This window comes from Mucilaginibacter sp. CAU 1740, from assembly GCF_039839285.1.
GTDB lineage: Bacteria > Bacteroidota > Bacteroidia > Sphingobacteriales > Sphingobacteriaceae > Mucilaginibacter.
Window position 1 is genome coordinate 256,621 of sequence record NZ_JBDOQS010000011.1, and the last position, 15,997, is coordinate 272,617.

A 15,997-nucleotide genomic window follows, 5' to 3' on the forward strand; every position below is an offset into this window, starting at 1 on the left:
GCTTTAAAGCTGTCCTGAATGGATAGCCGCGGCGTTTGTTTTTAAAATAGGGTTGTTTTATAGCTGCCCTTTGCGAGAGGTTGTTGCTGCCCCTGCCGCTTTAGCTTCGGCCCACAGAAACGTGCATGCTAATAAGAGCAAAATATAAGCATATATTTTCGATACCAAAATTGTTGCTTTTTTCTGTAGCGGTTTTGTTACACCAGTGGCGTGGGGATGGCTAATACTGTAGCGCCTGGTATCCGCCTGCTTTTTTAATTTGCGGAGGCTTTGCCATTCATCATCGCCATAAACATACCACCAGTTTGTTGCATTGCCCGCTTTTATTAATTGCCAGCCGGTTGTTTTAGGCCGATATTGATAATGATATTCAAATGGGAGCAATGGGTTTTGATTTGGCGATAAATCCGCTTCACCCACAGTCGCAATTGTAGCATTTGTACTTTTTAATTGCAGATCAACCGGCGACGAAACCGATGGGAGATCCGTGGTTACATCCCAACTTTCCGCAGGTAGTGCTTTGCGCGCAGCCTGCTGAATTAATGCCGACCATAGCTTGGCATAATCGACTTTGTTGCCTGATAATGCCCAGCTAAAGGAATTATTGATCACCGAGTAAACCAGTTTTCCATTACCTGCTAAAGATGTAGCCGCCAGTAAATGCCCGCGTGTGTTGGTAACCAACGGTTGGATGCCATCCTTAAACTTAATAAAAAACTGACCTGTAGTTAATGCAGCAAGCGGTTGTTGGTTACCTTGTAATAGAATGGGGTAAGCCAGCGTGTCCCGTCCTTGCGACGATTGGGTTTTAAAACTGCTTTGCAACCATGAATTGCCAGCTGTGCTATCTGCCCTAATAATGACGCCGAGGCCGTTTTGGGTTACTGCTGTTTTTAAGGCCGATGAATTTTGTGGAGAGATCGCTTTTAATGCAGATAAATCGCCGATAAGCAGATCAAATTTATCCAGAACAGCACCCGAAATGTTTTCTAATGAGATGGCGGGCATATTGATAAATTCGGTACGGAATTTATCCTTGCTGATCGTCGAACGCAGGGCTACGGCATAGCCTTTTTCAGATAGCCAGTTTTTCAGGAAACGGCTCTCAAAATCAGGGGAGGAAGTAAGCATCAGTACTTTTAACGGTGTAGTATTGTCAACCCGGAAAGGAATACTACCATGATCAACAGTATCTGTACCCGAAATCGTTAAAAGTCGATAAACCGCCTTCCCTGAAATTTTAGGCGTGTTTTTAAGTTCGAATGCGGCCGTTGCCCCAGGTTTTATAAACGCTGAATCAAGCGATGTACCGAGGCCTTCAAGCAGTAGTTTAATTTTGTTGGGCGACGAGTTTTTGTATGTACCCTGTACCTGCAATTGGTCGCCGGTTTTAATGCGGGCATTCCAATTTACAGCAGTAACTCCTTGTTTAAACTGTTCGGGATGGAACGAGATTGACAGCTTGTTGAGCTGCGATAACTCGTATTCGCTTAGGCCATCACCCAGAATATGTAATTGAATAATGCCGGAATCGACACTTATGCTATTTAATTCATCAAGCAAAACTACATTAGGGTAGCGCGCTTTGATCTTGTCATCTGTGGTGAATTGCTTAATGTTTTTATAGATTGAAAGGCTATCTGGATTAAATCCATCAGTTATTAAAACAGCTTCGGATTGACCCGAACCCGAAATTTCAGTTTGGTAACTTACGGGGATAGCAATGCAAGCTAAAGCGACAACCGCCACTATAACAGCAAGGATCCGCCAGCCAAGCAGCCTTTTTTTGTCCCGCCTAAACTCCTGCAATAGTACCGCTATTCCAACCGCAAGGCAGATACCCAAAACAAGTATATTCCAGTTGTTTTGCATCATTGCCCGCTACGGTTTAAGTTTTTAAAATACTGTTGCGATAAACCCATATCCAAACTGTTTTGCCCGGCGGCTGGCGTTTTTGCCGCCGCATGCAATGCCTTTTGAATAGCTCTTTGCACTAAAATAACATCGCTTTGTTTTATTTTTTTGTTGGGTGATAAGATGCTGTTCAAGGCATTCATAGCTGCCAGATAACTGCCCGGTTCGGCAGCGGCTCTGATACTTAGTTGCCTGTTTGCCGGATTTAGTATTTGCTGTTGTTGTGCGCTAATACTTGTCCCAGCTTTTAGCTGGCTTAATATTTCAGCGGCTTTCCGTAAGCTTTCAAGCTGATCTGCTTCGGGTTTGATATCCTGTTTCAGCGATGTTGATTTGATGGGCGACAGATCGCCGCTCAACCTTTTCTCTAATTTTAATGGGGGAGGGTTATAGCTGGTTTTAGCGACATACACCCTTGATTTTTGTTGGAGGTCTTTTAACAGGCGCAGAGCTTTATACTCGAAAGCAAGAGCGTCCTGCGGTTTGTATAAACGGAGTTGCAATTCGGCTTTCCACATTTCGGTAAGGGTAGCTTTTAGTTGTGCTTTTTGTCCCGGTTCAAAAAAGCCCGCGTCTTCGGCGTTATCGTGCTTATCGGTGTATTGATCTTTGATCACATCGGCGTTGCCAAAATTATTGATATCGCTTACCGCGTTGTTATCATCGCCTCCAATGTCCGATTCAGATTCTTCGCCTAAAAACTTACCGTAGCGCAGGCGTAATAGTTTTTGATCGGTTGCAAGGTCATTACTCCGGTTTTTAAATTGCACGACGCTGATGCTGTCTTTTTCTTTTAGCAATCGTTCCGAATCGAGGATGATCTGTCGTTCGCTCCTGAAAAATTCCGGTTTTTGATCGGTGCCGGTCACAATGCCGTCCATAATTAATAGTTTGGCAGTATCCTGTATCGATACCGTGTAAACATCAGTACGGCTTTGCTGTTGGTGGGTATCGGTGGCCTGGATATAAAAATATAATTCGTCTCCCGGTTCCATATTTAAGGCAGGCAGTTTCACCAGTTTTTGTAAATCGTAATTGGGCTTGTGGCCGTCGAATGAGATACCCGCATCCAGTTTATAATCTTTAAACTTTACCGCTTCGCCGCTGCCTTTCGCTACGGTAGCAAATATCAGCGCACCGGTAAGGCCGTAATCATCATTAATAGCAGCACGTATATTCACCTGCTGCGCTTCGCCTGCATCGATATAAGTGTAAGGCTGTGGCGTTTTGATATAAATAACCGGTGGCAGATCATGCATAACCTGTATAGCATACAAATCGGACAGTTTACCATCGATATTAACCTGGTAAAAGCCCGGTTGGTTGACGGTTGCCTGTACCTTCCATGTTTGTTTATCTGCATCAATAGCTTTTAGCCTGATGTTCTGCTTATTGTTAAGCAATAGCGATACCTGTTTAACGGTTGTGTTTGTACTGATCTCCCACGATATTGCTGCGCCTTCTTCGGCTTCGATTGCAAATTTATCCTGCGTACGTTTAGCTTTCCCTGTGTAAGCAGGTGGCGTTATGGTTAATTTAACCCCGGTTATTTGTGGGAGTATTTTTTCTGTGGTTTTGCTCTCTTTTGAAGCCTGCTGTACAGCACCTAATAAGCCCGTGCCCGGTTTACGATGAACCAATGTTATCAACAAAGCCCCGACAACCAGTGATGTTGCCAAAACTAATCCCGCTTGTTTTAACGGCTTCAAAAACTGTTTTTGCCTTACGGGAGTATTGGTAAGGCTTTCTTCAACTTTTGATAGTTGTAGCCTCTCTAACAGGTTGAGCTCATCATGTTTTTTAAGCAGCAGGTTTCCGCTTTCCTGTAAATCCGGATAATGTAGGTTGAGAAAATTTAGAATAGCCTCGTAGTTGATAATCCAAGGTTTTTGATAGAGCAGTTGGCCAATGAATGCTGATAAAAATAGGATAGGCACCCACAACAATGAAACACTAAACAATGTAACTAACGCCGCGCCTAACAAAGAGGCGGCAGACAAGGCCAACAGCAAGCACACAGCAAACCTACACCCGATATAAAATCGCCGTATCCGCCCGATATGTTGATATGCCGCCCCTTGTTTATCCATTAGTGGTTGAAGGTTTATATTGATGATGTGCCATAAACCGCTCTACAAGAAACAGCGTAATTAATATCAGCCAGAAATAATGGGACAGGTCGGTGTGGGTATCCGGTTGCGTATTCACCACTATGTTTTTCTTATCTGAGCTATCGGGAAGTAGTTGATCGTTGCTGATAGTCCGTCGCTCATGTTTACCAATAGTCACCTGCACCCGCTCGTTAAAAATCAATCGAAATATCCATTGCGGGAAATCATTGTTCCAAACCAGATCTGCCCAGGCGGGATTAAAATGAGTATAGAGATGGTAGCTGCCGTTTGGTATTTCCTTGCTCAAAACCGCCCTGCCGAAACCATCTGTCCAAAGTGGTTCACCGGTTGCCTTGTCGTTAATTACCTGATGCAGAGCAGGTTTATCAGTTTGACCAGAAATATTAAACGGACCTTTATCATTGATCCACGAATTTGTTTTGATGATAGGCCCCGGCACATAGTTTAGTACATTGGCTGCTTTTTTTGCCACTGCTGCTGGAAGCTTTTGATCGGATAACCAAAATAGCCAGTTCTGCCTGCCTGGGATTTCGCCCGCATTAGCATATTGTTTAACGATAACTTTTCGCCCGCTAAAACTGCCTATGGCTTGTAAAGCGGCTTTCAAATAACCTGCATCAATGCCATATTTATCTGTGTAAATGGCAAGCTTAATAGCTGCGGTATCAATTAAAACAGTACTGGTATCTCCCTTTTTTAGGCTGATGTAAGCATTACCATTGTTGGTTTTCAACCGAAAATCAGCGTCATTATTCAAAGCCGGATTAATAATACGTTTTGTGAAACCCGTAGCACCCGGTTTGCTGTTACCCTGCAATACCTGTATGCTTTTATCCGCGGTAAACCAGGCATCGGCTATCCATGTACTTGTTGAATCGTCGGGCGGATAGGTTTTCCATTTGATGTTTAAAGCTGTAGAGGGCCTGCCGCCTTTAAAATGGCTGATGCCGTTTGGGGTAATCAGGTGCACGGGTAACCCCGCCGGGAATTGTCTGTTCAATTTGTTGATCAGCACCCAGTAATCTGCATCTTTTTGCAGTTGCGTTGATGTATCGGTTAATGCTTTGCCTATTTCCGTTTCAGCAAATCCCTCATTAAAATAATGAAACTTGTACCCAATGTGGGTTAAAGAATCAATCTGCGGTTTAAACTTGCGGTAGCTTTCAGTTAGGTTTTCACGGGGGATGAGTAGCCATCCTTTGGCTTTGGATGTATCAGCTTGTTTTTTCCAAACCGGCATCGATAATAGCAGGGCTAAAACAATCAAAAACAAGCATCTCACAGCAAGCAATAATTTATCGGTCACCAGTAAACTCCGGCTGCTTTTCTTAGCTGCCGCACTGATGAGGGAAATGCTACCAACTTTCAGCGTTTTACCGCTTTTAATATTCCACAGGTGGATGATCACCGGGATACTCACCGCGGCAATTGCAAACAACCATATGGGATTTAAAAACTGCATTGACTAATTGGGTAGGAAATTAAAACTTGCTTTTATTTCGCTGAACCAGGAAGCTGCGCAAAGCCTCATCCAACGGTTGCGAAGTGTTGATCATCCGGTAAAAAATACCGTTGCCAGTTAAGTTAATTCGGGTATCATCAAGATGCTCTTGCAACTTGCTGCGATAGGCTGATGCCTGCGTGGTGTTGATATCAATAGTTTCGCCGGTTTCCAGATCTTCCAATGTTCCATAGTCGTTAAAATCGAACTCAAGCTCGTTTTTACCCATTAAATGAAAAACGATGATCTCGTGCCGGTGCGCCGATAATGAGTTAAGCAGTTTATTGATCTCTCCATCGGTTTGATACATATCGGTAATAAAAACCAATAACTCCTTACGGTTTGTGCCTGCAAACAGTTCTTTATAATGCGCAGAGTTAGTGAATGTGCCCCCCGGTTTAATCTGCGCCAAATGATGGTACAAACGCTGCAAATGTTGAGGATCGGGCTTGGTTGCCAGCGAAAACAGATCGCCTTCCCTGAAAATATATAAGCCGACAGAATCGCCCTGTAAATTAGCCAGGTAGGCCAGTGACGCTGCCATAAAACGGGCGTAATCAATTTTTTTTATACCATTATCATCGTGATCCATCGACGCGCTGGCATCTACCAAAAATCTTACTGCGATACTGGTTTCTACTTCCGATTCGCGGATGTAATACCTGTCTGATCGGGCATACATACGCCAATCCAGCCACCTGAGGTCATCGCCAGGCTGATAGCTGCGGTATTGGCTAAATTCAAGTCCTGGGCCTTTAATGCTGCTCTTATTAAAACCATTCAAAAAGCCGTCGATCACCGTTTTGGCGAGCAATGGCAAATCTTTAATGGTCATTAATACTTTTGGATCGAGCATTTTTTTATAGGTGTCGGATTTTTTATGTAGAGACGCATAATTGCGTCTCCCGCGTGCTATTTACGTTGGTATGGTGGCTCTGTAAGTCCGCTTGTCCTCCGGGAGACGCAATTATGCGTCTCTACAGGCAGAAACTAAATCGCTTTTGGCCGCTCAATCGCTTTGATCAACTCCTCGGTAACCAAATCAGATGTAATATTTTCAGCCTCAGCCTTAAAATTCATCAACACCCGGTGACGTAAAACCGCCGGAGCCATGGCGTGAATATCCTCCATCAAAACAGCGTACCTGCCTTTTAATAAGGCGCGGGCTTTGGCCGTTAGTATCAAAGCCTGCCCGGCGCGCGGGCCTGCACCCCAGCGTACCCATTCTTTAACGTAGGTAACGGTACTGGTATCGGGGCGTGTAGCCCGGATCAATAAACTCACATATTTCACCAGCTCATCATTAATATTTACCTGCCTTACCAGCGCCTGCGCTTGCTGAATTTCTTCGGCATTGATAACCGGTTTTACATCTGCCTTTTTTGTGCCGGTGGTGCGGTTCAATACTTCAAATTCTTCTTGCTCGGTAGGGTAGCCCATTTTTACCAACAGTAAAAATCGGTCTAACTGAGCTTCGGGCAGGGGATAGGTACCGGCCTGTTCAATAGGGTTTTGAGTAGCGAGGATAAAGAAAGGTTTATCAAGCGGGTAGGTTTGCCCGCCGTAAGTTACCTCAAACTCCTGCATGGCCTCTAACAGCGCCGATTGTGTTTTGGGCGGTGTACGGTTTATTTCATCGGCTAAAACAATATTGGCGAAAAGTGGGCCTTTGTTAAACTTAAAAAAACGTTTGCCGGTGGCGTGGTCTTCTTCCAATATCTCGGTGCCAACAATATCGGTCGGCATCAAATCGGGAGTAAACTGGATGCGCCTGAAGGAAAGGTGCAGCGCCTGCGACATGGTTTTTACCATCAGCGTTTTAGCCAGGCCGGGTACGCCTTCCAATAAGCAATGGCCTCCGGCTAAAAAAGCAACCAGCAATTCATCCAGTATGGCATCCTGGCCAACAATTACCTTTTGTATCTCGCTTTTTAGCAATGGCAGTTTAGCCAATAATACTTTTACGTTATTCTCGGTAAGTTCCAAAATATGAGATCAGTTTTTATTAATCATCCAATATATCATCCTTTTGCTTAAAAAACAGGTGTCTGTTAATAAAAAGGCAATAAAGTATCCGAAACTTTACAATGTACACAAATAAAAGCCTCGCCCGGCTAAAATATTATGCTACTTTTAAAATCTGAATACTGAAATGGGATACAGCGGCAAATTCACCTTTACAAGATTAAGCTATCACTCGGGAGACTGGGATACCGACCAGCGCATGCCCTCCAACCTGCTTAACTCATTGCTGGAGTACACCACCATCGCTATCGAACCGCACGAAAAAGTGATCCCCCTTTGCAGCGATGATATTTTCTCGGCCCCATTTTGCTATATCAGCGGCCATAAACTGGTGCAATTTGATGCCAAAGAGAAAGCCAATTTTAAGCGCTATGTAGAGAATGGCGGCTTTGTTTTTGCCGATGATTGTAATCACGATATCGACGGCCTATTTGCCCGCTCGTTCGAGGCACAGATGAGTGCCTTGTTTGGAGCTACGGCTTTAAAAAAGATCCCCAATAACCATAAGATCTACCACTCGTTTTTTCCCTTTGATAAAGGCCCGCCCAATACCAGTTTTGAACTGAACGGTTGGGGAGATGACCTGGTGCATGATTATTTGAAAGCCATCGAGATCAACGGCCGGATAGGGGTTTTGTACAGTAATAAGGACTACGGTTGCGAATGGGATTATGATTTCAGGAATAAGCGTTTTTTGGCGGAAGATAACACCAAGTTTGGCGTTAATATTATTATGTACGCGTTGAATTCGTAAAACGAAAAAAACAAAAGCCGCTCGGCTGGAGTCCATGGCCGTTAACTTAAGGAAATATTTTAGCGTAAATGCTTTAAATTCCCCTCTTGAGAGGGGGCGCGAAGGCCAGAGCGGGAGCAGGGGTGTGTTATACGAGCGATAAGTAGCGTATAGAATAACACACCCCTCCACCCCTCTCAAGAGGGGAATCGCACTTTCCTTCGCTTTTTAGGAAGCTTTTCTCCTTAAGTTAACGGCTATGGGCAGGAGCCGAGCGGCGGTTAAATATTTTTATTAAAAACTACAACCAGCTTCAGGTATTATACCCTCATGATCAATACTTAAAACAGCTTCGCCGTTTTTAAAACTCACTATCCAAATGCTATCATAATCATCATCAGGCCATTTCAAACCCTTCTTTTTTATTCCTAATGATCGCACTATCGGTGCAATGCCACCATGTTCCCAGCTTACCAGTACAACACCGTTGCGGCTTTTTAAATCGGCGGCCATTCCTAACGAATCCTTTTCGGTGCGGCTGCTGTTGATGGTTAAATTGTATTTGGCGGCTAAGGGAACAATGGTTTCAAACATGCGGGCGTGTTTGGTAGCCTCGCCCAAACCTAAACCCGGAACAAACATATACGCAGGCACACCAAATTTAGCGTTGATAACAGCCGGAAGTTTTAACGAGCGGTTAATGCCCGCGCAGGTAAGGTTATCGCCTTTAAGCGGCTTTTCGGCATGGCGGATAAATACGATTTTAAGATCGGCAGATTGGGCTTGAACTTTTAACGAAAAAGCGAAAGCTATCGCAACGATCGCTAAAATATTATAAATGAATTTTTTCATTGTAAAATGGTATAAAAAAGGGCAATTGATTTCTCAATCGCCCCTGGGTAAATAAATTAAATATTAGTGTTGGTTGCCGCCTCCGTTAAGCTGGAAACAGCCCAGATCGGCACCTGGCAAAGTAGCTTCAGATAGGCCGTAAATTTTATCAAGCGGCACAGTAATAAGCGGGGCAATAGTTGTATTGCCTTTACCTATCAGCGGTGAACTTGCCTGCAAATGGAAGTTGTAATTCCCTACTGCCGAGTATTGTGCCAACGCGTGCCCGCTTGTTGGCAGCGGGAAGTTGGTAAACATCGGGTTGTTTTTTTGCACAACATCGGTACCATCGTAAATTGAACCCAAAGTATAATTTGAAGGTAGATATTTGGCCGATGTATTGATCGCCGGAATATCGGTTGCTTGGGGTTGGGTGATATAACCTGTTGGATAAAACTGGTTGGCAACGCTCAACGAATCGGCCCATTGATAGTTGTTACCGTACGATAGGTGTGCAACATCAGCAACCGGACTGCCAACTACCCTGAAACCAAAGCGGCAGTTAATGGCAACGTTGTTATAATACATGCCTGCGGCACCTTCCTCAAAGTTAATACAGCCACCTCGGCCGCTTTGTACCTGCCTGTAACCGCCACTTACAAAGGTATTATTGTACATAACAACATTGGTTTGCGGCGCGCCCGTAGCCTGGCCCTTGTTTGATGCTTTTTGGCCATTGGTTGCCGTGCCTATAAACAGGTTGTAGGCCATGGTACCGGTGGTACCACCTTTGGCATTTAAACAATCGCCGCCGCTAACACCGTTTTTTTCGAAGGTATTGCGGAAGATGGCGATCTTGCCGGCTGAGATGCGGATAGGGTCATCCACACCGCCGTACAGCCACGAATCTTCCATAATAAAGTTGCCTTTGTAGTTGGCAAACAAAATGCTGTATTGGTTGCCCGCGCCCGAATTGGCTATTTTTGACGTAGCATCACCTTCCTGCAGACCGCCGTATTCAACGTGTGTCCAGCGTAAAACCATCAGGTTACAGGTTGGGCCACCAACAATACCTTTCCATTTACCCGCATAGGCTGGGTCGTTGGCTGGTGTTACACCTCCGGGCGCATCATTTTTGGTAATGCCGGGTACAGTGATCCAGTTAGGCGCGTCTTTTGATCCGTTACTTACCAACGTACCTAATACTATTAAACTGGTACCGGTACCCATGTTTAGGGTTACGCCGGGCTGCATCAATAAAGTATCTAAAGGGTTGATCACCAGATCGCAGCCGTTTTCAACGGTATAGGTTTTGCCGCTTAGCATAGTGCCTTTAACCGATACCACCGAGGTTCCGCTGCCACTGCACGATAGGGGGGCCTTATCGCTTACCGGGTTTGCCGCCGGTGTGGTATAGGTGTATATATCAGCGTGCTCGCCTTTCCATTTCTGGCAGCTTGAAGCGCCTATTGCTATGATGAAGCAAACTATAGGGATTATATATTTTTTCATGATCGTACTTAATTAAAATTTATACCTGAAACCGCCCAAAAAGAAGGTTTTATAAAAATCGCTCTGAACCAGGGTTTGCGAAGTGATATCCTGTTTGCCTAAAAACTCCTGTTGTTTAGGATCGATCTGAGCATGTGGGTATTTCAGATAGATCTTGGCGGCGGCATTGGTTATGTTATTGATCTTGCCGTAAAATGATAGTTTTTTGGTGATGGTTTTCTCGAACGAGAAGTCCAGCTGGTTGTAGGCATGCTGATAAAAATCGAGGTTGTAATAAGGCGATACCTGGAACAATCGCTCGCCAGTGTACACAAACGCAGCCTGCATATCCAAACCTAATTTGGCGCTTTTAAACAGTATCGACGCGTTACCTACGTTATCGGCCTGGCCTTGCAGCGGACGGGTTTCATCAACAAAACTTTGATTAGCCGACTGACCGGCACTTTGCTGGTACAACAGTTTTGAAGTAGTGATCCTTGAGTGCGTATAGGTATAGTTAACCGAGAAACCCAGCACACCGAAAAACTTGGTAGCCAATACTTCCAAACCATAGTTGGTGGCGTTCCCTGCGTCATTCATCGGTTTAATTACCTGGGTGCTTGGGCCGCCATCTCGTACCACGAAAAACTCGATAGGGTTATAGATCTTTTTGTAAAATGTACCGATCAAAAACTGGTCGGCACCACCGGGAAACAGTTCGTAACGCAAATCGTAGTTATCGGCAGTGATATGTTTCAGGTGAGGGTTACCTTCCTGATCATAGTATTCGCCGGTAATTTTGTAGGGCACGATCTCGCCAAAACCGGGGCGACTGATAGATGCGAAGTAAGATGCCCTGATATTTTGGTTATCAGCTAATTCATATTTTAAGTGGATGCTTGGCAATACATCGGTGTATTTGATATTGCCGCTACGCTCGGTTACCGTAATTGGCGATTGGGTAGCATAACTCATATCCGTGTTTTCAACCCTAACACCACCTAAAACCTGCAATTTATCTAACGGGTTAAATTTAAACTGAAAGTATTCGGCATTATCATTTTCGGTGATATGGTAGTTATTTTCAAGCTGATCATTATTGCTACCCAAACCGCCTGCCGGCGTATTTATAGCAAAAGGAAGCGAGTTGAAGTTGTTATTGTAGTAAGTTAAGCCGCCTTTTAATTGATAATCGATATAGTCGGCATCCCTTGTTTTATGGCGATACAGGCCACCTACGGCAAATTCAACGTCAGTATTGCCAATTTTAGGGGTGAAGATCAGGTTGGCGTAGCCGCTCAGGTCACGGTCGCGGTTGTTTTCCCAATGGTGTACAAGCGCTGTGTTGTTATCGTATTCGGTAACAACTGATCCTGCGGTGTTTAATGTTTTATTGGCATCGTATGAAAATTCAGTACGATCTGGCATGTGCCTGTTAGCAACCGAGTAAACACCATCCCAGTTAAATACAAACTTTTTACCAAGGATATGATCGCCATGCAGGGTTGAGTTGTAAATAGACTGTTGGGTTAAAGTACTCCTGTTTGAAATGGTGATCTGCTTGTTTAAGGCAGTAGTATTCAGGCCCAGGCCCAAAGTATCGGCCGTAAAACGCGATTCAGATTCATCCTGGTGGATATACAGGTTGTATAACGATAACTTGTTTTTATCGTTGATCACATAATCTATCTTATTGTGGATCCCTACACGTTTGGTTTGTGTTGAGTAAGTGCGATCATAAGCGTCAGAAAACTGCGGCGAGTTTGGCAACGGAACTGGTGACGGCTGCGCGTTGGGGGTTAATTGTTTTGAATCGGAACCACGGTACACGTTTTGATAGCTGGCCGATACAATAATGCCTAATTTATTGTTGGCAAACCTATCGCCAATAGTTAAACCCGCTGTAGAGCTGAACGGGTTGTTAAGGCTATGGCCGCTGGTTATGGCTTTGTTATTAAAATCGGCAGGGGTAGCGGCAAAGTTGTTGCCGTTTACAATAGCAGGTGATTGTTTGTTAGGCGAAGCATTGAACGCGTTAAATAAACGGCCATCCGAAAACAAACCTGAAAACCCGCCCGATACGTTGGCGCTAAGGGTAAAGTGGCTTGGCGCGCTTTTCATTACCAGGTTCATGGCACCACCAATGGCATCGCCTTCCATGCTGGGTGTTAAAGCTTTGATCACCTCCAGGCGTTCAAGCATTTCTGATGGGAAAAGGTCCATCGGCACAAAACGATATTGCTGATCTGGGCTTGGTATTTTAATGCCGTTTACCAAGGTTGAGTTATAACGCTGGTCCATACCACGGATAATGGCATACCGACCTTCGCCGCTTGCCGAGCGTTGGATGGTAACGCCGCTTACACGCTGCAAGGCATTGGCCACGGTAACATCGGGCAAAAGTTTGATGGTGTTTGCCGATAGAATGTTGAGCACCATTGGCGATGTTTTTTCTATCGTGCGTACGGCATGGTCAGATTCTTTACCGTTTGAGGCAGTGATCTTAACCTCGGTCATTTGCTGACTTGCATCCTGCAGACTCACATTGATGGTTTTAGTTTCGTCTGCCGATGTAATGGTGCCTTCGTAAACCTGCGATGTGCTGTAACCCACATAATTTACCTGCAATTGGTAAGCACCATTTTTTACGTTTTTAAAGCTGTACGAGCCGTTTAAGGATACGGCTACAAACCTGCTTGCACCGGCCTGGGTTAAATGCACGGTAGCTCCAACCAGCGGTTCGCCGGTTTTATAATCGCTTACCTTACCTTTTATGGTTTGGGCGATGGAATTAATAGAGAACAACAGACTTAATGCCAGGAAGAGCAAAAGCCTGTAACGGGAGTAATAGTGTTTCATGAGCAACGGGTGATTTTTCCGCAAAGAAACCCGCTGAAATTTGGAGGAAATTTGAATAATCGGAGCTGGGATCATTCCATAACGAAAACTTAATATTGGCTTAATGTGCTTTGAGGCTTCGGGATTGTTTTATTCGAAGTAAATTATTATCTCTCGTAACCTTTGCAACAGTGTTTAAACCTCATAACTCCAGACTTTATGTGGCATTCATCCACACATTTTGCCGGTTCACCGATAGATGATTGTTCCATATCATCCGCGCCATCATATTTGAACCATGAACCGGAATTGCAGGTTTTCGGATCATGGTTTTTTTCATAAGATAAGCGCCCGGCCACGGGCGCTTATTAATTATCAGCAAGGCGTTAATGTAACCAGATGATCCGCTCTAAAGCCACCTCCATTTTTATTCATGCTGCAGGCTGGCTGGTATTTTTCGGATTTCCGCTGCTGTTCATGAACCGTACGCAGCAAAACAGCGGTTTTACGTTTACGGTTATCCTGTCGCCTTACTACTGGCTTTTCTGTCTCACCTATATTTTTATGTTTTACTTTAATGCGTGGTTTTTGGTGCCGCGGTTTGTATTTCATAAAAAGTATGTGATTTACGGGCTTATTATTTTATTGCTATCGGGTTGCGTGTATTTTTTGCAGCCGTTTGATAACCTGCTTTTGCACAACTTAAAAAAAGAAAAGCAAAGTACCACTGCGCCTATTGGTCCGCAGTTGATGCCGGGTGCGGATAGTAATAAGAATATGTATTTCGGGCCGCTGCCGCATGAAGATCTGCGCATGCAGGATCCCAATTTAAAGAAGCCATCAAACCAGGTGGTTTTTATCCATCAGTCGGGCAATATCGATCTGGTAGCACTGTTCATTTTCATCATCGTTATTGGTTTGGGCATCGCTGTAAGCACCGTACAAAAATGGCAGCTTACCGAGCAAATGGTAATCCGTGCCGAGGCCGAAAAGGCCCATGCCGAGCTATCGTTTTTAAAGGCCCAGATCAACCCGCATTTTCTGTTCAATACGCTTAATAATATTTACGCTCTATCAGTTACGGATAGCGAGCATACCTCGGAGAGTATCATGAAGCTCTCCAATATTATGCGCTACGTTACCGACGAGGTTACCGAAGATTTTGTGCTACTGCAAAGCGAGATTGATTGCATTGTTGATTATATCGACCTGCAAAAACTCCGCCTGGGCAAAAAAACGGAGCTTACGGTTAATTTTTCGGGTGATATCGGTTTGCAAAAAGTGCCGCCCTTGGTGATCATGACGTTTATCGAAAATGTGTTTAAATATGGGGTGAGCAAACATGAGGCATCCGTTATTCGCATTAATATCGACGTAAAGGATAACAAGATCCTGTTTTTGTGCGAGAACACCATTTTTGATAATCGCCCCACATCAAACCGTAAAGGAATTGGGATAAGTAATACCCGGCAGCGTTTGCAGCATATTTATCCGGGCAAGCATAGTTTGAATATCAGTTCGGAAAATAATATGTATAGGGTGGAATTGGAGGTTATTACTTAGTGCCTCAAGGTAACATGTTTAAAAACACGTTGTCATGCTGAGGAACGAAGCATCTTCTTCGCCCTGCACAGCGGCCATGCTTGTCGTAGAAGATGCTTCGTTCCTCAGCATGACAAAATGTTAGTAAGCCATAGAGGCGTGCGCAGGCAACGCCCATATTTAGAGATTAGTTAACAATCGAATTACAACATAAAACGATGCAGTTAAAATGTGTAGCAATTGATGATGAGCCGCTGGCTTTGGAGATCATTAAAAAGTATGTAGATGGGTACCCCTCGCTAAAACTGGTTAATACTTTTGAGGATGCCGTTTCGGGGGCCGAATACCTGAAGAGCAATAAGGTAGATGTACTTTTTGTAGATATCAATATGCCCGATATTACCGGCGTCGATTTGGTGCGCTCCTTACAGGGAAAGCCGATGGTGGTGTTTACAACCGCCTATAAAAAATTCGCTTACGATGGTTTTGAGCTGGAGGCGCTTGATTACCTGCTCAAACCTATCAGCAGCACGCGTTTTGGTTCGGCGGTAACCAAACTGATCGATCATTATGCCATTAAACACCAGGCGGATAGCGAACAGGATGAGCCTATTTATGTGCATTCGGAGTACCGGTTGATCAAGATAGAAGTTAATGATATTGAATACGTAGAGAGTATGCAGGATTATATAAAAATACACCTGCTAAGTGCCGAAAAGCCGGTGCTTACTTTGATGCCTCTGAAAAACATCATCGAAAAGTTACCGGCCAATAGGTTTATCCGCATCCATCGCGGTTTTGTGGTGGCTAAAGCGCAGATCAGGTCTATTTATAATCGTAAGGTTAAACTACGTACAGCCGAGTTGCCGGTTGGTACCAGCTATGCCGATTTTATTAAGGATTGGGGCAAGTAAGATTTAGGATTTGTCGGCACATTTAACGCACTCAACGACACATAGTTCCACCGCATATAAAATATGATGAATTTTA

General features: G+C 44.4%; 11 protein-coding genes. 3 read left to right on the forward strand and 8 right to left on the reverse strand.

Going from position 1 to position 15,997, the window contains the following annotated elements:
* Positions 1–57: 57 nt before the first annotated feature.
* The 5 genes from AAFN85_RS22815 to AAFN85_RS22835 form a co-directional block, all read right to left on the reverse strand.
* Positions 58–1,875, reverse strand: coding sequence for a hypothetical protein (locus AAFN85_RS22815; protein ID WP_347529988.1), 1,818 nt, complete (start codon positions 1,873–1,875; stop codon positions 58–60).
* The gene (locus tag AAFN85_RS22820) at positions 1,872–4,004 is read right to left on the reverse strand and encodes a hypothetical protein (protein ID WP_347529989.1); all 2,133 of its coding nucleotides are present in this window, start codon (positions 4,002–4,004) and stop codon (positions 1,872–1,874) included. The genes AAFN85_RS22815 and AAFN85_RS22820 overlap by 4 nt, the downstream gene beginning before the upstream one ends.
* Positions 3,997–5,508 (reverse strand): BatA domain-containing protein, encoded by a 1,512-nt coding sequence (locus tag AAFN85_RS22825; RefSeq protein ID WP_347529990.1) that lies wholly within the window; start codon positions 5,506–5,508, stop codon positions 3,997–3,999. Before AAFN85_RS22825 ends, AAFN85_RS22820 begins: the two co-directional genes overlap by 8 nt.
* Positions 5,509–5,527: 19 nt before the next feature.
* Entirely contained in the window at positions 5,528–6,403 is an 876-nt protein-coding gene (locus tag AAFN85_RS22830) for a DUF58 domain-containing protein (RefSeq protein ID WP_347529991.1), read from the reverse strand.
* A 134-nt stretch (positions 6,404–6,537) separates the two neighbouring features.
* Positions 6,538–7,533, reverse strand: coding sequence for a MoxR family ATPase (locus AAFN85_RS22835; RefSeq protein WP_347529992.1), 996 nt, complete (start codon positions 7,531–7,533; stop codon positions 6,538–6,540).
* Between the two features lie 166 nt (positions 7,534–7,699).
* Between AAFN85_RS22835 and AAFN85_RS22840 the strand changes: the two genes are divergently transcribed.
* Complete coding sequence (locus tag AAFN85_RS22840; RefSeq protein WP_347529993.1) at positions 7,700–8,326, forward strand: DUF4159 domain-containing protein; 627 nt, start codon at positions 7,700–7,702, stop codon at positions 8,324–8,326.
* A 273-nt stretch (positions 8,327–8,599) separates the two neighbouring features.
* On the opposite strand, the gene AAFN85_RS22845 is transcribed toward AAFN85_RS22840, so the two are convergent.
* From AAFN85_RS22845 to AAFN85_RS22855, 3 genes are all read right to left on the reverse strand, one after another.
* Positions 8,600–9,157 carry a histidine phosphatase family protein gene (locus AAFN85_RS22845; protein ID WP_347529994.1) on the reverse strand — a complete coding sequence of 186 codons (558 nt, stop codon included), beginning with the start codon at positions 9,155–9,157 and terminating at the stop codon, positions 8,600–8,602.
* Positions 9,158–9,220: 63 nt separating this feature from the next.
* The gene (locus tag AAFN85_RS22850) at positions 9,221–10,648 is read right to left on the reverse strand and encodes a hypothetical protein (RefSeq protein ID WP_347529995.1); all 1,428 of its coding nucleotides are present in this window, start codon (positions 10,646–10,648) and stop codon (positions 9,221–9,223) included.
* Between the two features lie 12 nt (positions 10,649–10,660).
* A complete protein-coding gene (locus AAFN85_RS22855; RefSeq protein WP_347529996.1) occupies positions 10,661–13,486 on the reverse strand; it encodes a TonB-dependent receptor in 2,826 nt (941 codons plus the stop codon).
* 378 nt (positions 13,487–13,864) lie between these two features.
* Here AAFN85_RS22855 and AAFN85_RS22860 point away from each other — a divergent pair, with 378 nt between their 5' ends.
* Positions 13,865–15,028: a sensor histidine kinase gene (locus AAFN85_RS22860; RefSeq protein ID WP_347529997.1), complete on the forward strand. Its 1,164-nt coding sequence runs from the start codon at positions 13,865–13,867 to the stop codon at positions 15,026–15,028.
* A 197-nt stretch (positions 15,029–15,225) separates the two neighbouring features.
* Positions 15,226–15,921, forward strand: a complete 696-nt coding sequence (locus tag AAFN85_RS22865) for a LytTR family DNA-binding domain-containing protein (RefSeq protein WP_347529998.1) — start codon at positions 15,226–15,228, stop codon at positions 15,919–15,921.
* Positions 15,922–15,997: the final 76 nt, after the last annotated feature.